The organism is Devriesea agamarum (assembly GCF_900070355.1).
In the GTDB taxonomy this organism is placed as follows: domain Bacteria; phylum Actinomycetota; class Actinomycetes; order Actinomycetales; family Dermabacteraceae; genus Devriesea; species Devriesea agamarum.
Map to the genome: position 1 here is coordinate 620,480 of NZ_LN849456.1, position 21,946 is coordinate 642,425.

The 21,946-nt window shown below is 56.9% G+C and carries 28 protein-coding genes and 2 tRNA genes; 8 read left to right on the plus strand and 22 right to left on the minus strand.

Going from position 1 to position 21,946, the window contains the following annotated elements; translation table 11 throughout:
* Positions 1 to 3: 3 nt before the first annotated feature.
* The 13 genes from BN1724_RS02735 to BN1724_RS02800 form a co-directional block, all read right to left on the minus strand.
* Positions 4 to 864, minus strand: coding sequence for a recombinase RecT (locus tag BN1724_RS02735; RefSeq protein WP_058234135.1), 861 nt, complete (start codon positions 862 to 864; stop codon positions 4 to 6).
* Positions 861 to 1,637, minus strand: coding sequence for a hypothetical protein (locus BN1724_RS02740; RefSeq protein ID WP_058234136.1), 777 nt, complete (start codon positions 1,635 to 1,637; stop codon positions 861 to 863). The genes BN1724_RS02735 and BN1724_RS02740 overlap by 4 nt, the downstream gene beginning before the upstream one ends.
* Before the next feature lie 774 nt (positions 1,638 to 2,411).
* On the minus strand, positions 2,412 to 2,750 hold the full coding sequence (locus tag BN1724_RS02745) for a BRO-N domain-containing protein (protein ID WP_058234137.1): 339 nt from the start codon (positions 2,748 to 2,750) through the stop codon (positions 2,412 to 2,414).
* 3 nt (positions 2,751 to 2,753) lie between these two features.
* The gene (locus BN1724_RS02750; RefSeq protein WP_058234138.1) at positions 2,754 to 3,209 is read right to left on the minus strand and encodes a BRO-N domain-containing protein; all 456 of its coding nucleotides are present in this window, start codon (positions 3,207 to 3,209) and stop codon (positions 2,754 to 2,756) included.
* Positions 3,210 to 3,415: 206 nt separating this feature from the next.
* Positions 3,416 to 3,751: a dsRNA-binding motif domain-containing protein gene (locus BN1724_RS02755; RefSeq protein ID WP_058234139.1), complete on the minus strand. Its 336-nt coding sequence runs from the start codon at positions 3,749 to 3,751 to the stop codon at positions 3,416 to 3,418.
* A gap of 21 nt (positions 3,752 to 3,772) precedes the next feature.
* Positions 3,773 to 4,111 carry a hypothetical protein gene (locus BN1724_RS02760; RefSeq protein ID WP_058234140.1) on the minus strand — a complete coding sequence of 113 codons (339 nt, stop codon included), beginning with the start codon at positions 4,109 to 4,111 and terminating at the stop codon, positions 3,773 to 3,775.
* On the minus strand, positions 4,108 to 4,422 hold the full coding sequence (locus BN1724_RS02765) for a hypothetical protein (RefSeq protein WP_058234141.1): 315 nt from the start codon (positions 4,420 to 4,422) through the stop codon (positions 4,108 to 4,110). Before BN1724_RS02765 ends, BN1724_RS02760 begins: the two co-directional genes overlap by 4 nt.
* Positions 4,419 to 4,742: a BRO-N domain-containing protein gene (locus BN1724_RS02770; protein WP_058234142.1), complete on the minus strand. Its 324-nt coding sequence runs from the start codon at positions 4,740 to 4,742 to the stop codon at positions 4,419 to 4,421. The genes BN1724_RS02765 and BN1724_RS02770 overlap by 4 nt, the downstream gene beginning before the upstream one ends.
* Positions 4,739 to 5,065: a hypothetical protein gene (locus BN1724_RS02775; RefSeq protein ID WP_058234143.1), complete on the minus strand. Its 327-nt coding sequence runs from the start codon at positions 5,063 to 5,065 to the stop codon at positions 4,739 to 4,741. Before BN1724_RS02775 ends, BN1724_RS02770 begins: the two co-directional genes overlap by 4 nt.
* 38 nt (positions 5,066 to 5,103) lie before the next feature.
* On the minus strand, positions 5,104 to 5,340 hold the full coding sequence (locus BN1724_RS02780; RefSeq protein WP_058234144.1) for a hypothetical protein: 237 nt from the start codon (positions 5,338 to 5,340) through the stop codon (positions 5,104 to 5,106).
* A 63-nt stretch (positions 5,341 to 5,403) separates the two neighbouring features.
* Positions 5,404 to 6,219, minus strand: coding sequence for a phage antirepressor KilAC domain-containing protein (locus BN1724_RS02785; protein WP_058234145.1), 816 nt, complete (start codon positions 6,217 to 6,219; stop codon positions 5,404 to 5,406).
* A 235-nt stretch (positions 6,220 to 6,454) separates the two neighbouring features.
* Entirely contained in the window at positions 6,455 to 6,865 is a 411-nt protein-coding gene (locus tag BN1724_RS02790; protein ID WP_058234146.1) for a hypothetical protein, read from the minus strand.
* A gap of 376 nt (positions 6,866 to 7,241) precedes the next feature.
* Positions 7,242 to 7,511 carry a hypothetical protein gene (locus BN1724_RS02800; RefSeq protein ID WP_058234148.1) on the minus strand — a complete coding sequence of 90 codons (270 nt, stop codon included), beginning with the start codon at positions 7,509 to 7,511 and terminating at the stop codon, positions 7,242 to 7,244.
* A 758-nt stretch (positions 7,512 to 8,269) separates the two neighbouring features.
* Between BN1724_RS02800 and BN1724_RS02805 the strand changes: the two genes are divergently transcribed.
* Positions 8,270 to 8,605: a hypothetical protein gene (locus tag BN1724_RS02805; protein ID WP_058234149.1), complete on the plus strand. Its 336-nt coding sequence runs from the start codon at positions 8,270 to 8,272 to the stop codon at positions 8,603 to 8,605.
* A gap of 167 nt (positions 8,606 to 8,772) precedes the next feature.
* On the opposite strand, the gene BN1724_RS12815 is transcribed toward BN1724_RS02805, so the two are convergent.
* Both BN1724_RS12815 and BN1724_RS12820 read right to left on the minus strand, forming a co-directional pair.
* Positions 8,773 to 9,120 carry a hypothetical protein gene (locus tag BN1724_RS12815; protein WP_157085721.1) on the minus strand — a complete coding sequence of 116 codons (348 nt, stop codon included), beginning with the start codon at positions 9,118 to 9,120 and terminating at the stop codon, positions 8,773 to 8,775.
* 43 nt (positions 9,121 to 9,163) lie between these two features.
* Positions 9,164 to 9,412 (minus strand): hypothetical protein, encoded by a 249-nt coding sequence (locus BN1724_RS12820; RefSeq protein WP_157085722.1) that lies wholly within the window; start codon positions 9,410 to 9,412, stop codon positions 9,164 to 9,166.
* A gap of 55 nt (positions 9,413 to 9,467) precedes the next feature.
* On the opposite strand from BN1724_RS12820, the gene BN1724_RS02815 reads away from it, so the two are divergent.
* Positions 9,468 to 9,776, plus strand: a complete 309-nt coding sequence (locus tag BN1724_RS02815; RefSeq protein WP_058234151.1) for a hypothetical protein — start codon at positions 9,468 to 9,470, stop codon at positions 9,774 to 9,776.
* Between the two features lie 1,207 nt (positions 9,777 to 10,983).
* Here BN1724_RS02815 and BN1724_RS02820 read toward each other — a convergent pair.
* Complete coding sequence (locus BN1724_RS02820; RefSeq protein WP_058234152.1) at positions 10,984 to 11,199, minus strand: helix-turn-helix domain-containing protein; 216 nt, start codon at positions 11,197 to 11,199, stop codon at positions 10,984 to 10,986.
* 114 nt (positions 11,200 to 11,313) lie between these two features.
* Between BN1724_RS02820 and BN1724_RS13545 the strand changes: the two genes are divergently transcribed.
* On the plus strand, positions 11,314 to 11,616 hold the full coding sequence (locus tag BN1724_RS13545; RefSeq protein WP_084253082.1) for a helix-turn-helix transcriptional regulator: 303 nt from the start codon (positions 11,314 to 11,316) through the stop codon (positions 11,614 to 11,616).
* Here BN1724_RS13545 and BN1724_RS02825 read toward each other — a convergent pair.
* A tRNA-Asn gene (locus BN1724_RS02825) sits at positions 11,578 to 11,649 on the minus strand. The two genes, BN1724_RS13545 and BN1724_RS02825, sit on opposite strands and share 39 nt — an antisense overlap.
* Before the next feature lie 243 nt (positions 11,650 to 11,892).
* On the minus strand, positions 11,893 to 12,501 hold the full coding sequence (locus tag BN1724_RS02830) for an isochorismatase family protein (RefSeq protein WP_058234153.1): 609 nt from the start codon (positions 12,499 to 12,501) through the stop codon (positions 11,893 to 11,895).
* Between the two features lie 77 nt (positions 12,502 to 12,578).
* On the opposite strand from BN1724_RS02830, the gene BN1724_RS02835 reads away from it, so the two are divergent.
* Positions 12,579 to 12,652, plus strand: a tRNA-Ile gene (locus BN1724_RS02835).
* Between the two features lie 142 nt (positions 12,653 to 12,794).
* Here the strand turns inward: BN1724_RS02835 and dnaG are convergent.
* From dnaG to BN1724_RS02855, 4 genes are all read right to left on the minus strand, one after another.
* Positions 12,795 to 14,855, minus strand: coding sequence for a DNA primase (dnaG, locus tag BN1724_RS02840; protein ID WP_058234154.1), 2,061 nt, complete (start codon positions 14,853 to 14,855; stop codon positions 12,795 to 12,797).
* The gene (locus BN1724_RS02845; protein ID WP_058234155.1) at positions 14,855 to 16,144 is read right to left on the minus strand and encodes a deoxyguanosinetriphosphate triphosphohydrolase; all 1,290 of its coding nucleotides are present in this window, start codon (positions 16,142 to 16,144) and stop codon (positions 14,855 to 14,857) included. Before BN1724_RS02845 ends, dnaG begins: the two co-directional genes overlap by 1 nt.
* Positions 16,145 to 16,146: 2 nt before the next feature.
* Complete coding sequence (gene dusB / locus BN1724_RS02850; protein WP_269447049.1) at positions 16,147 to 17,391, minus strand: tRNA dihydrouridine synthase DusB; 1,245 nt, start codon at positions 17,389 to 17,391, stop codon at positions 16,147 to 16,149.
* A 100-nt stretch (positions 17,392 to 17,491) separates the two neighbouring features.
* Positions 17,492 to 18,886 carry a glycine--tRNA ligase gene (locus BN1724_RS02855; RefSeq protein WP_058234156.1) on the minus strand — a complete coding sequence of 465 codons (1,395 nt, stop codon included), beginning with the start codon at positions 18,884 to 18,886 and terminating at the stop codon, positions 17,492 to 17,494.
* 100 nt (positions 18,887 to 18,986) lie between these two features.
* On the opposite strand from BN1724_RS02855, the gene BN1724_RS02860 reads away from it, so the two are divergent.
* The 4 genes from BN1724_RS02860 to BN1724_RS02875 all read left to right on the plus strand — a co-directional run bounded on the left by BN1724_RS02860 (position 18,987) and on the right by BN1724_RS02875 (position 21,925).
* On the plus strand, positions 18,987 to 19,874 hold the full coding sequence (locus tag BN1724_RS02860; RefSeq protein ID WP_058234157.1) for a metal ABC transporter substrate-binding protein: 888 nt from the start codon (positions 18,987 to 18,989) through the stop codon (positions 19,872 to 19,874).
* Complete coding sequence (locus BN1724_RS02865) at positions 19,871 to 20,593, plus strand: metal ABC transporter ATP-binding protein (RefSeq protein WP_058234158.1); 723 nt, start codon at positions 19,871 to 19,873, stop codon at positions 20,591 to 20,593. The genes BN1724_RS02860 and BN1724_RS02865 overlap by 4 nt, the downstream gene beginning before the upstream one ends.
* On the plus strand, positions 20,590 to 21,462 hold the full coding sequence (locus BN1724_RS02870) for a metal ABC transporter permease (protein WP_407919294.1): 873 nt from the start codon (positions 20,590 to 20,592) through the stop codon (positions 21,460 to 21,462). Before BN1724_RS02865 ends, BN1724_RS02870 begins: the two co-directional genes overlap by 4 nt.
* 76 nt (positions 21,463 to 21,538) lie before the next feature.
* Positions 21,539 to 21,925: a Fur family transcriptional regulator gene (locus BN1724_RS02875; protein ID WP_058234160.1), complete on the plus strand. Its 387-nt coding sequence runs from the start codon at positions 21,539 to 21,541 to the stop codon at positions 21,923 to 21,925.
* Positions 21,926 to 21,946: the final 21 nt, after the last annotated feature.

Genomic DNA, 21,946 nt, shown 5'->3' on the forward strand with positions numbered 1-21,946 from the left:
GGTTTATTGCTCCTTAGGGGCTGGGGTGAATGAATCTGATATACGCGCGACCTCATCAGCGGTCAGTTCAGAGCGTGAGGCGATATCGCGGCCAAGAATGCTCGAGACGTAGCCAAGTGCTTCATCTCGTCCGATCAACCCGTTCTCATTGAGAATGGCGAACATTCGCTTAAATGCAGCCTCAGATGGCTGATCACCCACCGGCGCTGACTGACCTGCATTGTTGTGTGGCGGCGGCGCTTCCTGATCAGAGGAATCGTCGGGCGTCGGCGTCGTCTTGGGCTTGGTTTTGCGTGAGACCTTGCGAGTAGGGGCACTCGAGACGACCTCAACCGTTGCTGGAACGTCTACAAAGTCGCCGCCGATCTCATCGGGCGTATACTTCGCAGACCCTAAGACTTCTGGGCAGGCAAGGCGGCAGCATTCGGATATTGCGCGCGCCCTCAGCATGGAACTGGGGAACTTTTTCCACGTCGCATTTCCGGTAATTCCTGCCGTGCGGGCACGCTCAAGGGTCCAGGTGACTTTGTGTTCATACCCCGGGTCATCGCGTCGCCAAATGGATGCGGTGGCCGATTGGTCATCTGCCGTTACACGCACCCGGTGCCCCGCCTCGAGGGCTCTGCGGTGCATCATGGCAGCCGACATGGACGGGCGGCCATTGACGACGTAAATATCAGTAAGGGCCGTGATTGGGGCTTCACTGAGCGCTTGAGCATATCCGATGGCGACCAGGATGTTAGCCGGTGCCTGCTGGTATTCGCGAGGAATAATCGACGCGGCAGCTAAGGCCTTACTGTATTCCATCTGCTCACTGAGGTTCATCGCGTGGGATGAAGACTGATGTGGAACGAGTTCGTTCATGAGGTGATCTCCTTAAGGTTTTTAGGGTTCCATCGGGTGTAAACGGTGCGTGCCGCCTTGAAAACTCGGTAGGCACGATTAATCTCTCGACGGTTCGCGCATAGCTCGTACAGGCGCGTCCCCTCATCTGTCACGTGCGCGACATACGTGGCCGCTACGTTGGGTAGCGGGTGCTCGGTCTCGGGGTCGTCATCGTTGACATAAAACTCTGCCCACGCATAAGCGGCAGTCTGTAAAGCGGTGTCGGCGTAGACGCCTGAGCTGGTCTTGATGTCAATTTCGATAGGCTGACCGTCGCGAATGCTGGGTATGCTCGCGATGAGGTCGAACCGGCCCACCCACCAATCCCGCCGATTGGCTACTGACCTCTCGGTTAGAATTGGGGTGACATTCCATTTATCCAGAAAGTTGGCGTACCCAGTGACGTACGGCACAAGTTGATCTGGCACGTCAATTTCATCGCCATACACCAGGCCTTCCGCGATTTTATGGACTGCGGTTCCGCGTATCGCGGCTTTATCGCGCTTTCTAATCGGCGCTTTGCGCCATTCATCGTACAAAGCGTCAGAGTTGACGTTTTCAAGCACCCACATAGGGTCAGGGGTTGCCAGGGTGTCGGAAATCCACTGTGTGGCAGCTTTCGCGGCCTGGTTGGCTGCCCAGTACATCAAGCCCGGCTTAGGGATGCCGCCGCTAATAATGGTTGTTACGGACGGGGCTGTTTTACCGTCTAACTGGTATCGGTGGGATTCTTCAAAAAACGTAAGACTCATGTCTCTTCCTTTGCGATTCCAAGCATGCGGTGAATAAGATCTGCGTCTGGGCATCGACGGGATACGACGTCTCTGGCCTTAGCTGCTAGCTCGGGCTTCAGTGGCGGTTGGAATGGGAAGTAATCACTTCTCATCCAGTCCTTGGTTGGTGAGGTGCGTCGGCGTTTAGCGGGGCTGCTCATGCGGGTCTCTTCCCACATATAGTGGCGATGTCTCTCCATAGGTTCAGGCTGTATTTAGTGCCATGGAGATATACGGTTGGGCTATAGGCGCGTACGGCGGCATCGTGGCGCGTCATACGTGCCCAGGGGCTCTTCTGTGCATCGTCAGCTGAACACGCCGCCTCGATAGCTTTAGCGGTCATGGGTCGCGGGGTGGTCATCGTTTTTTGCTCTTTTGTATAGCTCGCCTAATGGCGGTATTGCCTGTCGGGTCTTTGTAAGGCGGGTAGCTTCGCGGCTTTTTCCGTTCAGGGACCGGCTTCCACGGATTGTTACCCTGCTGACTTTTCGTTGACTGCTTGGGTGGCGCTGGATCGGGGTCGCTTTTGCCCATCAGCCAATCCGTAACAGCGGCTAGTTCAGGGTCGTCCGCGAATAACTGTTGTCCACTTGTTGGCGAGGTTTGTCGATTGTGGTTACTTCTCGTCACTGATTCATCCGGTTTTCATGTGGTTCAGCTCGTCATCGTTAGTCATGTAGCCTCCTCGGGTCATCTGGTTTGTGGGTATAAAAAAGGCCCGCCAGTAGCGGGCCTTAGGGCAACAGGTGAGACTTAGTTATCTCCATCTTTTGGCTTGCGCTCACGGTCCCGAATGCTGTGGATTATCCAATCATCAACCGCCACGAAACGTTGATTAGGTGCATGGCGTGCGGCAAGTCGAAGACCGGCCAAGGTTAGGGAGGTTTTATTTACGTAGTCATCTCCATGTTCCCAGCGCTTCCTCTCAGTATGCTGGACTCCAACAACCCTTAACAGAACACTGGTGTCGCTATAGCCGTAAGCTTCGGCGACGTCTCCCAAGTGAAACCACGCCTCGAAAGTCTGATCGTCGATAATCGCACGAATCGGCTTGTCGCTTTCGGGGATATATTTAGTCGTCTCGAATCGCATTTCTCAAATCTCCCTCTCAACGCGCTTGTCTTCAGTGGTGTTGCATTCTGTGTTTTCGTGCGAGTTTTTTAGAAAACTTTTTAATTCCGCCGCGTGTAAAATAATTGCGACAGCCTCTTCTAGCTCTAAGTCTGTACTGGCAAGGGCGGGGATCAGGTTGTGGGTAAACGCCCTTCTAAAATCCCTGGCTTCAGGATGAGTGGAACAGAGTTGGGCAGAAAGCATACCCTCTATGGATACTAAAACACCATCTCCATTTACCCCTTCAGCAAATCGTGTGTAATCGACGTCGTATTCATCGTCATCCAGCATTTCCAGCAAATCGTTTCGACTGTCATAGTCGAGCGCTTTATACAAGTCAGCCGCTTCGACTAGTTGCTTGCCGCTCTCTAAATCTTGGTAGGCACGCATATTATGTCCGTGCAATTCATACGGCTCAATCTCTTTATATTCAGTCATAACACAATTTCTTTCATGCTATATTTACCGTTTACGTGTCCGCTGAACGACTTCGTGCAGGACGTATTTCCTTTTGAGGCGGCGGCAGTTGGGGCAATAGGTGCGCAGGATGGGGAGAATGTTACCGCTAGGGGTAACAATTGAAGCGCTCTCGGTGACGGGAATGCTTTCGCAGCGTGGGCATTTCCTTGGGGCTGGCATAGGCGTTATACCTGGTACACAATCGCGGCAGCAAGTCCGAGGGGCAGCATGAGTCCGACAACCCCTAAGCCGACCCTTCCTAGAGCGTTGATAATGCGCACGCTAGACGTTCGGCGCGGCGGTGCGACCTTACGGGGTTCAGTGCGCTCTCCCGCGTCAACCTGGTGTCCTATGCCGTCGATTTCGGCTTCAGCACCGAAATATCCTGCATGGAGCGGCCCGGTCCACCCACAGGTCCGACACTCGGCGTAGGTGTGGTTAAAGCCAACGCGTACGGCGTAATCGTGCAGCTTTGACGGGGCGGCATCGGTGCGGCGGATGGTAAGAACGTTGCTCGACATGGCTGTTTTCCTTTCGAGGACTTAAAAGAATTTCAGATCGTTATCGAGGCACCAGTCTTCGATATCGTAAACAAGATTTCTTGGGCCATATTCAAGTAGTCTGCTATGATGGTCGTCAGGCAAGTCTTTAAAGAAATTGTAAACAGCTTCCGCCGTCACAAAGACCCTTAATCCGTGACGCTTTGTTTTTATGAGGCAGACCTCCTCCTTGGCGGCATGTTGATAAACCTTGTGGTCGGGCTTCACTCGTGCGTGACGCGCAATATCTTCAGCCATGAACCAGGCTTGCCCTTCGTTATCTATGAAGGCATCTAGGTTCCAGGGAGCATTTTCAACCCCGGCTTCTTCGCAGGTTTTCATCCCAGTTTCTCCTTACACCATTTTTCGATTGCATTTATGATCTTCTTGCAATCTCTATCCACGGTGCATCCGATGGCGTCGCGGAGGGCTTCAAGGGTTGCCCGTTTACTTATAAGCACTCGCGCACCGTAAGCTTCCGCAAGACAAATATCATCATCTAGGAGATCGTGATAAACGCTGCTTGCATAGTAGTACTCAGCGCAAATAGCAATACCTTCGACATCAAACCATGGTTTATTGTCATCATCTAGGGCGACAAATATGCTGACATTATCAACATTGAGCAGGTCGCACGGTGACATTTTCTTCATCCCAGATTCTCCTCGCACCATTTTTCGATTGCCTTTATTGCTTCCTTACAATCGATCCTCTCGGAGTACTCAATGCCGTCAGTAAGGAGTTCAAGGGTTTCCCACTTACTGATGAAAACTTGCTTATCCCCACCTGGCCCATACTTAGCAAAGCAAACATCTTCGTCTGGAAGATCCCTGTACATTTCGGACGCATAGAGGTACTCAAGGCAGTAAGCGATATCGTCAGCGTCAAACCACGGTTTATTATCGTCGTCTACGGCGACCGTGATTTCGATGTTACGTATCCTAATCTCGTCCCACCACTGCATTATATTCATTTTAAGTTCTCCTTGCACCACTTTTCGATTTCTTTTATCATTTTCTCGCAGTCGCTGTATTTAGCGTGCCCGACGGCTTCGTGAAGCACATCGAGGGTAACCCGCTTGCTTATAAGCACTCGCTTCCATTCGTCATCACCAACTTTCGCAAGACAAACATCTTCGTCCGGAAGATCACAGTAGAGATCGGGTGCTCCGGGAGCATATTCGGCATAATTGGCAACGTCTTCGGCGTCGAACCACAGTTTATTGTCGTCGTCTATGGCAACCTCGATGCCGGGAAATGGCGTCCCGATACTGTCATTCCGTTGCATTTTTTTCATTTCTTTGTCCTTTCGGTAGGGGTTATTGATTTGTAGCGTTAATGAAGCGGCTGCAGTTCATCCGCGCCACCCTCTTCCTTGCTGTAGACATCGGCGAGAACACGTTCTATCGCTTCTTGTGCGGTTGGGTCGTCAACCAGGGGCGGCACATAGTCGCCGTCCCATATCGCGTGACAAATGCGGGCCAGGCGGTGAACTTTTCGCGCCGACAAGTGTGCACCCATGTCTTGCGCGACCTCCTGAATCATGCGCTTTGTTTCCACGAAATCAGGCATAGTTCACCCCTGGTATTGCATCGTTGCGATGCCGTCAGGCGACGGATTTAGAGTTAGAGATGGTTAGGCGGCGCTTATATTGAGGCGGCCCGATAAGAACCGGTCAATAAAATACGCCTGCCCCTTCCCAGTGACTTTCGGTGTGCGGTTCACCGTGACGTGGCCATCCGAATGCGTCACCGCCGTCTCCTTAATCTTGAACAAGCCAAGGTCCATTGCTTTTTGTGTCGGACTATTCCAATCAGAACCCTTACGACTGACCAGGTAGCCGTGCTTGCGAAGGACTGAGAACAACCTGGTCGCACCGATGTCAATACCGTTACCCCGCAGAATCTTCGCGAGATCACCGACAAGGATCGTTGAATCTGACATACTCACCGCATCAGCGAACAAGACTTTCGGCGCGTCACGCATGGCCTTCTCTTCAAGTGCGGCACGAGCCGCGCGCTCCTCCTTGATCTGTTGAAGTAGTCGGATCGCCATGTCTGGGTCAGAGAGCATCGCATCCACAGCGTCAGGGGTTGCGTACATGCCGTGGCGACGAACCGAGGGAAGGACGTCAGAGAAAACCCATGCCTGGAACCGTTCGACCTGGGCGCGCATAGCCGGGTCTTTGATTCGTGCTGGCTGCCGGCGGCCTATCGCGTGATAGAACCCGGCCTCCGTCAAGTACCAGACTTTTTGAGGTCCGCCGGGGGTCTCCGCCGTCGTGTAACCCTTCTGGTCTGCGGGAATGCTCTCCGTGAGACGAAAAGCATCTCGAAAGCCCAACGCTTTCGCCAGCGATGAGGCAATAACGATGAAGCCGTGTTCAGCGGACGGCATGATGCTTAGCTCGAACTCGCCGGACGAGAACAGGGTGGGGGTATTGGTCGTCATGACGCACCACCGCACGTCACGACGGACTTGCGGGAACAAGCACTGCCTGCTACCATAGCTGGACTCCTTAGGGGAGTATGAGTCACGTCGGGGTTATCTGCCAAGACATGTCCGGCGTGGCTCTTTTTTGAGGACATAACGCGGCCCGTAAAGGTAGCGTTATGGGTTGACGAGGCCCTGGACATCTGCATTGTCTGGGGTCCGCTTTCGTTGTATCCCATTGTAGCATTCATGGTCAGTCCTCAGTGGCTTTCGGCTTGTTTTCTTTGGAAATTTTTTCGTAATGCTTATGCACGAAGTACGTGAGGTAGTAATTAACCATCACCCCACTCTCTAGCAGGACCTCGGCAATTGGATCGTCTAAGCAGCCTATTGCGGGGGGCTTCATTTTCTGAATTTCGTCGCTGTGCATATTGCGAGCCGCCGAGAGCATGACGTCTTGGGTTATAAAAACTCCAGCGCACACTTCTCCGCTTCCGACATAAGCTTTCACCGACCAACCTTCGATACCTAGGACGGCGAGCATATTTTCGGCATACCCGTAGCCGAATGCGCTAGCGACATCTGAAGCTAAATACAGGTACTTGTCGCCGGTCCGAATGTATCGGATATTGACACCTTCAAGCTCTGGAACCTCAATCTTCATCGGTCATTCCCTTTCGATTCGCCTTCCAGGTTGGGGCGGTTTAGTAGTGCTTCCTTTCAGTCGTTCCGCTCTGCGCCACACAGAACACACCTATGCGTATGACTCTGAAGGGCCTCTTGGATATTCCGTAGAAACGCAGACTCCCGAATGAGGCCACTGTCGTGACTTATACCCTTGTTATCGCCTACGGGACGCACATCATCCCAACCGTTTTTCACATCAAAGCCTGGAGGTGCCACGCTAAATATATCTTCAAGCGCTTCGGGAAATAGGTACCACCTATCGCCATCCTCGCCCATAATCCACCTTGCCGTAGGAGTGATTTCTAACCTGCCGATTTTCATTTTGCTTCCTTTCGGTTGTTATTTCGCGTCTCTTACGCCAGATTGCGGGACATAGAGTACGAGAGCTCTTCGCCAAGCATTCTTAGAAATGCAGATTCTCGAATGAGGGCGACAGGGAGGGGGAACTCTTGAACCCAATCTTCTTTGCATATGTCCTCTGGATAGACGGACGCTACCCCCTTACCGCCTGACATGCTAGCCAAATCTTTGCGCACCTCGTCTAGGTCATACCATCTAACCCCGTCCTCCTCTACGAATGGTGCCGCCGTCGTTTTAATTTCTATGTTGCCGATCTTCATCATGCTCCCTTTCTTTTGAATCGGACCCCTAGCGGGGACTCTGCTTGCTTTGTCTCCTCGCCCCACAATTTTCGCCCGGCGAACCCACCCAGTTTTAGCCGCGTAACCAGCGCCTCTAGCTCGGCCACTAAAAGTGACCGAGTTCTAGCGCTCACCGGGGCCTTTGCGTCCAATAGGGTTCCCAGTGGGTCGCCTCCCGTCTAGGCGTAAAGTATGAAACACGGGCGCACATCGTTTAGAGTCTGAGCACGAGAACAGCGACTATGGATATAGTTGTGGCGGGTCTTCCCCTTTCGTTTGGGATGGTTTGGTATTTAGGGTTGTGTAAGCTTGGGTTATGTAAGGCTAGGTGGCATTCTCAGCTATATGCTTTTTAGCTTCTTTGACGAGGTCATAGGGGTTTAGAGAATAGGAACCTTCCCATGAGCAACTGAGACATGATGGCGAACAGATTCCAAAATAGCTGATCACAACGCAACGATGCTCCCGGGACACATCTTCAATGCCAAGGTTATCTTTCCAATGCGATTTCAGCTCTTTACGTACACCTCGGTTAAATTTGTCATTGCAAACAGTACTAGACCATTCACAGTCATAGCATTCTAGAAATGAACGATTGGATTTCAGGCGCTCAACGAGAATAACGTGCGCGGTCATGGCCGCCTCCCGTCAAATGCGCTCTTAGCGTCTGCGGGGTGATCTATCGTGGTGCTATCGACTGCGGTGTCGGATTCCGCAGGAGCGTCAAGATAGGAAATCTTATGGCTACTCTCATCGTCAACACCTTCGGACTTTGGCCAATCGACCTTAAGGCTGAAGGCGTCTTGAGTGGTGGTCTCAGGATCAAAACCACAGATGATGTCCTCGACCGCGTTGCAGAGCTCGTGAATGATTCGGTCACCGGGGAACGACGCGGCTTCTGGCTCGCAGGACAACTTGACGTCGAGGTTAAGGATGAACTCACACACCCGAACCCCAGGAACGGACATCAACGGCTGTGGATACCTGCGAGTGCTGCTGTGCACCTGATTTATGATCGTCCGCTCCACCCGAGTCCCGACCGGCTTGAAGACCGGGCGGACACCGTTTACCTGTGACTCGTAATTCGGATCGGGAATAATTTTGCCACCCCATGCCACTTGAGGTCTGGGGAGCGGCCTTTTACGGTTCATCGCTGGTCACCTTCTTTCTAATATTCGTCGTTATAACCCCAGATCAGTAAAGCCACACATAGACTGGGGTAATGGATATAGCTACATCGATATCAGCCGCATCGGCAGTGTTGTCGGTTTTGGGAGGCGCGTTCGCCTGGTGGCACGCGCGGTACTCGAAAAGGGCACGCCGCGCGGCTGAGGAAGAACGTCAGCGAGCCGAACAGCAGGTACGCCTTGCCGAGGAACAGGCTCGCGCGGCGCATCGACAAGTAGAACTTGCGGTTGAGCGCGCGGCACAGGCGGAACGACTGTTGAGCGAGGCCCACACTCTCGCAGAGAGCGCCAAGCGTATTGCAGATGCCCACGAGCCCGATATGCTCACTCTGACATATGTCGAAGGAAGATCGTACCGGCTGCGCAGTAACGTGGACCATGCCCTCACGGTCAAAAGCGTCCATAACCGGGACCTGTTCTTTCGCCTTGACCTGCCTGAGCCGGTAACTATCCCTTCTCATTCTTCGATTGACTTTCTGGTAGTGGCGACTTGGGAGATGCCTTGTCCGGGCGAGCTTGTTCTTGATGTTGAAGGCGAGAGCGCTCCCGTTTTTCTCGCCTTTCCTCAATAAGGGTGTGGATGATATCGAACCAGATAGAAACACACATGACCACGCAGATGACGGCGCAGACAATGGTGATGATGAATGGAATAGTCACGCCTTCTTTTTCAAGCTCAGCGATAAACTCACACACGGCGTTAGTCCTTTCCCTCTAAACTGTCGCCACGACTATCCGAAGGAGCATCGTTATGGGCATGTTCATCTGCGGGAATGTCAGAGCCTCTGTCTCCGACAAGTCCCTCGCGAAGACGGAGGCGCTTATCAGCCTCTTCCTGCGCGAATCGCACGACCTCTTGAAAATCGAGACCCCTAATATGTCCCTCAGTGAGCATGGCGTGTCGGCAAGGGTGGGTTTCCATTACTGGACGCCGGGTGTTCCGCTCGCGCTCCTGTATGACGTCACTGAGGTTCCGGACTTCAGTGACGAGGACCTCAATGAGATTCGTCGCGTGTACGATATGACGAAGAAGGACCGCATTGTGTTCTTTATGACGTGAACGACCACTCACACCGTCACCCCCGCCACGAGGGTACTGAAGCGCCGCAGGGTGGAAAGAACGTGCGCACGTCGGGCGGTTGAACACCTGAACCACGGCAGGCCCGCAGCCTTTCCCGCCACACGGGTCTTGTATAGCTTGCGCGTCACCCGAACCGTGCGCACGTCTGAAGGACAGGCTACATCGGCATGGGTGTGAGGGTGTGAAAAATGAGGGTAAGGCATCGTAGCCTCCGTGTAATGGAGTTCGTTCAGCGGGGCGTGAGATGTCTTGTTCAAGGACTGCTCACGCCGGGTGCTTGAACACCGGCCATTACCCCGGCCCGCCGCCTTCCCCGCAAAGCGGGTCTTGTATAGCGGTCGCGCCACCCGGCTACAAGTAGCCATAGGAAAGGCCGCATTAGGAGCGACGGGCCTGTAATGGTCGGTGTGTTCAGCACCTACCGCAGAGCGTAGCACCCCATCTCCGGCAGCGCAAGATGAGTCATGGCGTGCGGCATCGTTGGACACACGTGAGATGTGGGCGCCAGCAGACGCAGACGGCGCGCTGAGGTGCGAGAAAGTGGGGACAGGCATCGTAGCCTCCGAGATCTTGTTCTTTTCGTTCAGGGGCGCATCCTCGTTGTTCAGGCGAGGAGAACGCCGGGTACTTGAACACCCGGAACAAGTCGGGCCCGCCGCCTTCCCCCGCGTTGCGGGGTCTTGTATAGCGTGCGCGCTACCCGGCTTCCCAAAAGGAAGCCATAGAAAACGCCGCGCTTCGGGGCGACGGAACCGCTTGTTCTTGGTGTGTTCAGCACCTGCCACAGACCGTAGCACCCCATCTCCGGCAGCGCAAGATGAGTCATGGCGTGCGGCATCGTTGGACACACGTGAGATGTGGGCACCAGCAGACGCAGACGGCGCGCTGAGGTGCGAGAAAGTGGGGTAAGGCATCGTAGCCTCCAGGGTGTCGTTTTTTCGTTCACAGACGCCGCCCTGTTGTTCAGGCAGAGAGACGCCGGGTACTTGAACACCCGAAACGACACGGGCCCGCCGCCTTCCCCCGCGTTGCGGGGTCTTGTATAGCGTGCGCGCTACCCGGCTTCCCAAAAGGAAGCCAAAGAAAACGCCGCGCTTCGGGGCGACGGATCCGGTCGTTTGGGTGTGTTCAGCACCTGTCACAGACCGTAGCACCCCCTCGCGGACGTTGCAAGACATGGAAGCCATTAGTTCTCCTCAGATTCGTGCGCGGCATCCTCGCACGCGATGGACTCGATCACGGCAGGATCGAACAGGTAAGCGCCAGTGCGACCCGGAAGCTTCATTGCTGGGACCAAGCGATCGGTAGCTAGACGCTGAAGGACAGTGTTGCGAGTGATGCCGAGACGCTCAGCTACCTGTGTGGTGCTAAGTAACCCATGTGGGAAGTTTGATTCGGTCATGCCGGCAACTATAGAGCAAGTTTCCCTTAGGAGCAACATAGCCTACTCGAGCACTCTGGCCCATCATGTTACGCCCAGGTGGCGCTAAGTCCCCTAGGATGGTAAGTTGCCCATATGACTGTTGATGCTGCATTGGGGAACATCCCTCAGATAACCAAGGCTGTGCGTCTACGCCTAGCCAGGGAACATGCTGGCCTTGAACAGGCTGAACTCGCCGAACGGATCGGCGCGTCTCGTCGAACGATAGGGTCAGCAGAGCGTGGTGAGCGCGATCCTAGGAGAACGCTAGTAATGGCATGGGCACTCGCAACTGGCGTGCCGTTGCAGTGGATAGAAACAGGAAGGGTCCCGTCACCTGATGGCGACGGGACCCATATGCTCCCGCGGTTGGACTCGAACCAACAACCGTTCGATTAACAGTCGAATGCTCTACCATTGAGCTACGCGGGACTGACCTGAAATACTTTAGCAGCGTTCCCGGTGTGGATCGAACCAGATCGCACCAGTGTGGTAATCGTCATGCTCAGCTTTTCGGGTGCCCTTTCGATGCCGCCACCTGCTAATCGATCTCCTCGCTGAGCCCCACTCGCGCGACCTGCTGCTGGATCCTGTCTCACGGAGCATTGCCGGGTGGGGAGTGTTGCCGTCGTAGGACGACTCGCACCTCCTCCAGCGGACAGGTCCTGGCCCGCGTTACGCGATCTGTCCACCGGCTGCTGAAATCTCCGCGCACACGGCACGTCCGGCGGATGCATCAATCGCCGTCACCATATCCGTGAGCAGACGAATGGTGTACCCGTGCCTGATGGCATCCAGGGCGGTGGCCCGCACACAGTAGTCGGTGGCGAGGCCGACGATGTCTAATTCGTCGATGTCATAGGCCCGCAACGCCTGATCAAGGCTCTGACCTGCCAGGTGATGCCCTTGCTGTTCTCCCGCATGCTCAGGGACGTGGCCTTCAAAACCCGAATACGCTGCCTCGTACTCCCCCTTGACCACGGTCAATACCGGGATGGCCTCCACGCGTGCGAGAGCGGCCGAGATGATGCCGTTTAGTTCCGCACCATCTGAGCCGGCAGCGCAGTGACGCGGCCAACTGTTGACGTAATCCGGTTCGTCAGCCCAGTGAGACCCCGGATCGATATGCCAGTCCTGAGTGGCAATGATGACGGCGTAATCCCCTGAATGCGCGCCGAGGTGGGCTGCGATCCGTTCAAAGACTCCGGTCGCTCCCTCCACTCCCAGTGGGCCACCTTCGGTGAAATCGTTCTGGGCATCGACGACCAGTAGCGCACGGGGCATGGGAGTCTCCGTTCAGTCTGAGTTTTCCTAAGAGCTCTATTCCACGTACGATAGAGCGTCTGGTACGACCCAGGCTAGGGGCAGTAGCTCAGCCGGTTAGAGCAGCGGACTCATAATCCGTCGGTCGTGGGTTCAAGCCCCACCTGCCCTACTGAAAATTTCCGATGTGACCTGCCTGCCGACGATATTCCGTGGGCAGGCAGACTTTTTTATGGTGACTTGATCGGCGCGGTCTCGTCCTCGTGGATGAACGCCTATGACACGGCCTAGATTCACCCGCCGCATTTCCCGGACTATTCGCCAGCTTCGCGCAGCGCCCGACGCCGCTCTTGAAGAGCGGTCATCCGGGTCATAATTTTTTGATACTCCTCGGCCTGAGCGACCGGGTCGGTGCGTTGGAGGCGGGTGCGTAAAACAGAGTATTCACGGGTGAACGAAAGCTCGGTAAGCCGACGCAATAGGTCAGCAGCAAGCCGGTCAATATCAGTCTGGGTGCGGGCGGGAAGCTCCGTCGACGCCAGTTCCTGAATGAGCGGACGCACGGTCTCCCCGGCGATCTCCAGCACCTCATCCAAATACCGGGCAGGGCTCAGAGTTCCATCGACCGCATCTAGCAGGGTCCCGGCGGCCAGCATCACGTCCCATACCCCTTGGAGGGCCGGAACATGGAAAGAGTCATCGGGCAGCAGGGACACCATCATGCGGTCAAGAGAGGTGGGTGCCTGCAGCATGACGGCAAGCGCCTGCACTTCGACCACACCGACCGGGTCCCTCGGGGACACGACATCGCGCAACCGCATAATAGGCGGGGGATCTGGGCTATCTGTTCTGCCTCGGTCACCGCCTGGAGGCATCGAAGCACCGTTGTCGGCCACACCAGCCGCCGCTGCGCCCGTCGAGCTCGCACCCCCACCATGAGAATGGTTCAGGTGGTCGCGGGACCGGTCTGCATGGCGACCGGTGCTATATGCACCACTTCCGGCACGGGCTGCATCGTGCACTGCCCGCAACACCGTGCGTTCATCCATTCCCAGCCAACCAGCCAGACGGCGCGCATATTCGGGACGCATTGCGCGGTCCCGAATCCTTGCGACCACGGGCGCTGCCATCCTTAGGCCTGCCACTTGGCCTTCCACGGTGTCGAGATCGACCTGCGTGAGAACCGACTTGATTGCGAACTCAAACAGAGGTCGCCGCGAACTGACCAGAGCAGCAAGAGCCTCATCGCCTTTAGCTAGGCGCAAATCGCAGGGATCCATTCCGTTCGGCTCAACAGCAACGTACGTCTGCGCTACAAATCGCTGATCTTCATCGAAAGCTTTAAGGGCGGCTTTTTGCCCGGCGGCATCCCCGTCGAACGTGAAGATCACCTCGCCACCTAAACCACCTCCGCTGGTGTTGAGGCGTAAACCAGCAGCCGGGGAGGTATCCCCCATCACTCGGCGCACGATATTAATATGGTCGGCGCCGAAGGCCGTTCCGCACGAGGCGACGGCGGTATCAATTCCCGCGACGTGGGCGGCCATCACATCGGTGTATCCCTCCATCACCACCACTTGGCGTGTAGAGGCGATGGCCTTGCGGGCAAGATCGAGACCGTAGAGAACCTGAGATTTATGGTAAATCGACGTCTCGGGGGTGTTTAAGTACTTAGGCCCCTGATCTGATTCCAGAAGTTTGCGGGCGCCAAAACCAATCGTCTGTCCAGTAATGTCGCGTATTGGCCAGACCAAGCGACCGCGAAAACGGTCATAGACCCCCCGTTGCCCCGTGGACACCAACCCAGAAGATGCCAGCTCCGGCTCAGTAAAGCCGCGCCCGCGCAGATGCTTTAGCAGTGCGTCCCAGCTTTCCGGCGCAAAACCGATTCCAAAATGCTCGGCGACAGAGCGGTCAAATCCGCGTTCCGCGAGAAATCGGCGGCCCGGCTGAGCAGCAGGCGTCATTAACTGCTCTTGAAAGAACTCTTCGGCAATGCGGTGGGCATCCAACAGCCGTTGGCGGCTTCCCAGATCGGGGCGCTCTACCCCGTGCCCTCCGGACGATTCCTCATAGTGCAGCTGAACACCGAAACGTGCCGCGAGCATCTCAACAGCTTCAACAAACGAGAGGTGGTTAATCTTTTGCACAAAGGAGATCACATCCCCACCCTCATTGCACCCGAAACAATGCCAGTGGCCGAGGTGAGGTCGGATATGAAACGAGGGAGTTTTTTCGTCGTGAAATGGGCACAGACCTTTCATCGAGCCAACTCCGGCGCTGCGCAAGGTCACGTGCTCACTCACAACCTCGTCGATCCGAGCCCGCTCCCGCACCAGATCGACATCCTCGCGCCGGATTCGTCCCGCAGCCATCAGCGTCTCCGCTGGCACAGCGCATCGTGCAGACGCCGCGCTGAAAGATCGGTGTAGGAGGCGAGCTGATCGATCACAACGCGATGCCGAGCCGAATCATCCAGAGCCTGATGAAACATTTCCGCAAACAGCGGCGTCATATGAACGGGTCCGGTATCCAGTAACAAGGCGTGTAGGTCACGCAGAATTTGCTCTTGCTGTTCATACACCGGCTGCTGCGCGGCCGCGGCCATCACGTAGGTGGCTGCTAAGCCCTTGAGCACCGCAATTTCTAGCCGGGTCTCGTCGGGAACGATCACCCGAGCCTCATAGCGGCACACCGGGTGCTCACCGTACTGTGCGCGCGTGGCGTCCACAACTGAGCCGGTGAATCGCCCGATGAGCTGGCTCGTCATATCTTTGAGCGCCGCAGCCGAACGCATGGTCCCGGTGAAGTCCGCCACCCAGAATGGCTCTGCTTCTAACCGCGCGAGCGCACTATCGAGTTCACTGATGGGCACATCTGGCATATACCAGTCTTGAACCACGTACAGCGCTGCGTGGCGTTCCATGGCATCGCGCAGCATGGACAGCTGCAACCGGCCACCGAACACGGCGTCCTCGATATCGTGCACGGAATAGGCGATATCGTCGGACGCATCCATCACCTGAGCTTCCAGGCACGCGACCTGGTCGGGGGCTTTGTCTCGTGCCCAGGCAAACACGGGGGCGTCGTCTTCATAAACACCGAATTTTGACGAGTCCGGGTTCGGCCCTGAACCTCGACGCCACGGATATTTCACTGCGGCATCCAGCGTCGCCCGGGTCAAGTTCAGACCGACTGGTCGGTCGCCGTCAAAAACCTTCGGTTCAAGCCGCGTGAGCAGCCGCAGCGTTTGCGCATTACCTTCAAAACCGCCGATATCCGCGCTGAGCGCATCGAGAACCTTTTCGCCGTTGTGTCCGAACGGTGGGTGTCCGAGGTCGTGAGAGAGGCAGGCGGCATCTACGATATCTGGGTCGCATCCCAGCTCACGGGCGATATCGCGTCCGACCTGGGCCACTTCCAGCGAATGGGTGAGGCGAGTGCGGATGAAGTCGTGTGATCCGGCGCCAAGTACCTGTGTTTTTGCCCCGAGCCGGCGCAGAGCGGAGGAATGCAAGATTCTGGCGCGGTCGCGTTGGAAGGCCGTTCGCGCCTGCGATTTAGGAGGTTCAGGATGTTGACGCTGCACATCGTGCGCGCTGTAGCCGCTGCGTGAGGCTTCTCCCCTCGCCGCTGTGACGGACCCTGAATGTCCGTTGGCCATGATCACCCTCCCGAAATCGATAACTCGGCCTGGTGCAGCCGTGCCGCGAGATCCGGTGTGATCTCCCGGGTCTGCATCCACCCCTCCGGCACGGCGGGACGCTTGGGGTGACCCGCCCGACCGCGAGGCCCCTCCACCACCGGCCCCGGATACGGGCAACCCAAGTCCAGCCGTTCGAGTTTGGTATCCAAGTCACGTAAAGATTCCATGGTGGTGAGGGCTTGGCGTACCGCCCCGCCCACCGGGTACCCCTTGAAATACCAGGAGACATGTTTTCTCAGATCTCGAACCCCGCGCCCCTCATCGCCAAAGTATTCAACCAGCAGTTCTGCATGACGACGGAGAATAGCTGCGACCTCCCGCAAGCCAGGCCGAACCCGATCCGGTAATCCGTGAAAACCCGCGGCGAGGTCTGCGAAGAGCCAGGGACGGCCTTGGCATCCACGCCCCACGACCACACCATCGCAGCCGGTTTGCTCGCACATGGCAAGCGCATCGTCAGCCGACCAGATATCTCCGTTTCCCAGCACCGGAATCTCAGTAATCAGCTGTTTCAGATCGGCAATGGCATCCCAATGCGCGGTTCCCGAATAGTGCTGAGCGGCAGTTCGCCCATGCAGAGCAATTGCTTTGGCCCCAACTTCCTGCGCAATCAGCCCAGCATCGCGATAGGTCAGATGGTCTTTGTCGATACCCATCCGGGTTTTGACCGTCACCGGGATGTGCTCAGCAGCTTCAACCGCTCCCCGAACGATCTGCGTAAACAGCTCGGTTTTCCACGGCAGCACGGCCCCTCCGCCGTTGCGGGTAACCTTCGGCACCGGACATCCGAAATTGAGATCGATGTGATCGGCTCGGTCTTCTTCTCTGAGCATCACCACCGCGGCGCGTACAGTCGCCGGATCCACGCCATACAGCTGCACCGAGCGCGGGGTCTCCCGTTCATGGCAGGTGATGAGGCGCATCGACTCGGGTGTTCGCTCGACCAGGGCCCGGGAGGTAACCATCTCGGAGACGAAGAGCCCGCCGTCGTGCTGGCTATACCGTGCACCAAACTCGCGGCACAGCAGACGAAACGGCATGTTGGTAATTCCCGCCATGGGAGCAAGCACAACTGGGGTGTCTACCGTAATTGGGCCGATGGTCAGGTCACGGCTGATCCCAACGTGATTAGCAGCCGCTGCCCGGTCCACCGTATTTTCAGTGCGATCAGTTCCCACAGATGTCATCGCTCCCAAGTCTCCCATCTCATCGCCTGCCCGGCGCTGATAACTCGGCCTCGCCCGGCGGCGCCAGAAAGACCGCCGGTACCGATTACTCAGGACACCACGGCACGACGCGCATTGATTAGGCGCAGCCGATCAGACGTGAGCCGAGATACTCCCTGACCTTGTCGAGTGCAACCCGCTCCTGGGTCATCGAGTCGCGCTCTCGGATGGTTACCGCTTGATCCTCCACGGTGTCAAAATCCACCGTCAGACAAAATGGTGTGCCGATTTCGTCCTGGCGGCGGTATCGCCGACCAATCGCACCGGAGAGGTCAACCTCGACGTTCCACAGCTGACGTAGCTCCTGCGCAACAGCTTTAGCTCGCGGCACGAGGTCCTCGCTCTTGGACAGCGGCAGCACCGCGACCTTCACCGGCGCCAATCGGGGATCTAGGCGCAGCACGGTGCGCTTATCCACTCCGCCCTTCGTATTAGGAGCTTCATCCTCGGTGTAGGCGTCGATCATGAAGGCCATCATTGAACGGGTCAATCCGAAGGACGGTTCGATCACGTAGGGGGTGTACCGTTCGCCGCTGGGCTGGTCGAAATACTGCATTTTTGTACCTGACGCCTCGGTGTGGCTGCCGAGGTCGAAGTCGGTACGGTTTGCAACTCCCATCAGTTCGCCCCATGGGTTGCCCTGAAAACCGAATTTGTATTCGATGTCGATCGTGCCCGCACTGTAGTGCGCACGCTCGTCCTCCGGCACGTCAAAACGCCGCATATTGTCAGGATTGATCCCCAGGTCCACAAACCAGTTCCAGCAGGTCTCAACCCACGCCTTGAAGTGCTCGTCCGCTTCAGCGGGCGGCGTGAAGTATTCGATCTCCATCTGCTCGAACTCACGGGTGCGGAAAATGAAATTGCCGGGCGTGATCTCGTTGCGGAAAGCCTTACCCACCTGGCCAATCCCGAACGGAGGCTTCTGCCGTGCAGCGGTCACAACATTGAGGAAATTGATGAAAATTCCCTGCGCCGTCTCCGGTCGTAGATAGTGCAGGCCTTCCTCGTTATCGACCGCGCCGAGGTAGGTCTTCATCAGACCCGAAAAGAGCTGGGGCTCCGTCCATGCCCCTTCCTGACCAGTTTCAGGATCGCGAATATCAGCCAGCCCATTGACAGGGGGATGTCCATGCTTGGCAACGTAGGCCTCGATCAGGTGATCTTCGCGATACCGCTTATGTGTATGCAACGACTCCACCAAAGGATCAGTGAAGGTGGCGACATGCCCGGACGCTTCCCACACGCGTGTGGGAAGGATCACCGACGAGTCCAGCCCCACCATGTCCTCGCGGCCCTGCACAAAAGTGCGCCACCACTGGCGCTTGATGTTCTCTTTAAGCTCCACCCCAAGCGGCCCGTAATCCCACGCTGACCTGGTGCCACCGTAAATCTCACCGCAGGGAAAAACGAAACCTCGGCGCTTGGCAAGAGCGACGACATTATCCAGGGTGCTGGCGGGCGGCTTGGCCACGGAACATCACTTCCATCGGGTCAGGGGATGCAGTTGGTACTGGGTCATCCTATCCGCGTTGTCTTTGACGACCTTCCCCGGGTGCTTGAAAATGATTGTCATGCGCCTGCCCAAAACCATTCTCACCCTGCTGATGTCATTAGGCCTGATCATCTCCGTCTCAGCCTGCTCAGCTGGAACATCCGCCAATCAGGGCAAGCCCGTCAGCATCGTCGCATCGAGTTATCCGCTGGAATACCTGGCATCGCGCATCGGCGGCGAGCGAGCGCACGTCACCAACATCACGCCCCAGGGCACGGATCCACACAGCGTGGAACTATCCGTCAACCAGGTCCGAGGCGTCGCAGACGCTGACCTCCTGCTCTTCATCAAAGGTTTCCAGCCCCCGGTAGATGACGCCATCACCAGCCAATCCCTCACCAATGGACTGGACATCGCGGCAACGGTGCCCATGCTTCCCAGCAGCACCGGCACCGACCCGCATTTCTGGCACGACCCGCTACGCATGGCACAGGTCGGCGACGCCACCGCGAACAAGCTCGCCACCATTGATCCCGACGGTGCCGAAAGCTATCGCTCCCACGCGGCGAGCCTGCGCAAGGACCTCGAAGCTCTCGACGCCTCCCTCACCTCGCAGTACAGCGCATGCCACGGCGATAAGGCCTTCATCACCAGCCACGCAGCATTTAACTACTTAGAGTCCCGCTACGGACTCAAACAGGTGGGCATTACCGGCGTTGATCCCGAGTTTGAGCCCTCGCCTGCACGGCTCAAGGAAGTAGCCGATATCGCGAAGAAACAGCACGCGACCACCATATTTATGGAGAAAACCGCCAGCCCGAAAGTGGCTGAAAGCCTCGCGTCCTCCCTCGGCGTCAAAACCGACACCCTGTTCACCATGGAAACTAAACCGGAGTCCGGTGACTACCTCACCGCCATGCGCCATAACGCGGATGTGCTCACCGCAAGCTGGGGATGCCGATCATGAACACGCAGTCAGCGGCGCTCAGCGCACACGACTTATGCGTGAATCTTGGGGGAACCCCCATCTTGCACACCATCAATTTGACGGTCAGCCACGGTGAGGTCCTGGCACTGCTGGGAGCTAACGGATCTGGGAAATCTACCCTCCTGCGCACGCTGGTGGGCATTCTTCCCCCGACCTCCGGCACAGCGTGTATCCGCGGCATCCCAGCGGTCCAGCGGGCAGCGCATCGCGATCTCGGCTATGTTCCCCAAACCACCGGCGAGACCGGCAACATCGCAGCGACCGCCGCTGAAACCGTTGCGACCGGTCTGCTTGGACCCTCACGGTGGCGAGCCTCCCTGCGCAATCCACGGATCGCGGCGGCCCTTGACGATGTAGGGATGAGCCACCTGGCTTCTCAGCCCGTCACCGAAATGTCCGGTGGACAGCGTCAACGTATCCATATCGCCCGGGCCCTGGTTCGCTCCCCTGCCATTCTCGTGCTCGATGAGCCATTCACCGGAGTCGATCTCGACACCCAAAAATCCATCGCCGATCTGCTCACACAGTGGCATGCCTGGGGCACCACAATTGTCACCGTGCTGCATGAGCTCGGGCCCCTGGCTGATCTGGTCACCAGAAAAGTTACCCTCGACGCCGGCAGCGTAATCAGCGACCGAATGATCCCGGCAACCCTCTCTGCATCCGCACCAGACACGATCGGAACCCCATCCCCGTGATCGAGCTTCTGAGCAGCCCCTTTCTTCGCTATCCCCTGATTATCGCGTTTTTGACCGGTCTCACCGCCCCGGTGATCGGAACCTACCTGGTTCAAAAACGCCTCGCGCTGCTGGGCGATGGACTCGGACACGTCGCTCTCACCGGGGTGGCCGTGGGATGGTTCACCGGAAGTGTGCTCGGGGCCGGCGTTCCCGGAGCCTACGCGGTGCCCGGAGCCCTCGTAGCGTCAATCCTCGGCGCCCTAGCCATTGAGTACGTGCGGGAAAATGGACGAACCAGCCGCGACGTGGCGCTAGCGATATTGTTCTACGGAGGTATTGCCGGCGGCGTCGTCATTATCCAAGCTTCTGGTGGCACCAGCCAGAACCTGATGGCCTTTCTCTTCGGCTCAATCAGCACGGTCACGCTAATTGACCTCATCACCAGCGTAGTACTGAGCATCATCGTGCTCGGCATCGGTCTGGGCCTTCGACGGTTACTCTTCGCTGTCGGCAGTGATGAAGACTTTGCCCGAGCCACAGGGCTACCCGTGCGAGCAATGAATATCTTGATAGCGGTGATTGCAGCCTTAACCGTCACCTTGTCCATGCGGATCGTGGGCGCTCTCATGGTCTCAGCTCTCATGATCGTGCCGGTGGCCGCTGCCCAAACCATGGTCCGCGGTTTTGGACGCACGATGGCCTGCGCAATGAGCATCGGAACCGTGTGCGCAATAGCGGGCCTCATCACGACCGCTTATGTCGATCTCCCACCCGGCGGTACCATCGTTTTGTTCACCATCGGTGTCTATATCCTCGGGCTCATCATCAGTGCGATCGTGCGCTTCGCCAGCGCGAAGCCGCCTGTGCGTAGATCAACCGACGGTTAGGATGGAGACCGCCTATCCACGGCGACAACTGACAAGAACGTCGCAACTCAGCGACGTATGCGGGAGGTAGCTAAGCGTGCAACGCACCACCAAACAGCGCACAGCGATACTTAGCGCACTCGCGGACGCGGACGATTTCCTCACCGCGCAACAACTGCATGAGCTGATGAAGCAGACGGGCCAAGGGGTTGGCCTCGCCACTGTTTATCGCAACCTCACTGCCCTCGCATCAGCAGGGTTAGTCGATGTGTTGCGTACGGACGACGGGGAGTCAATTTACCGTCAATGCGACGCGGGCGGACATCACCACCACCTCGTATGTCGCCGTTGTGGGGCCACAGTTGAGTTCACGGCAGAACCAATGGAATCCTGGGCTGACAATGTAGCTGGCCAGCATGGATTCACCGATATCCGGCACACGATGGAGATCTTCGGGCTCTGCCCTGCCTGCTCAGCGTCCTGATCTTGACAGGCCATATCCTCG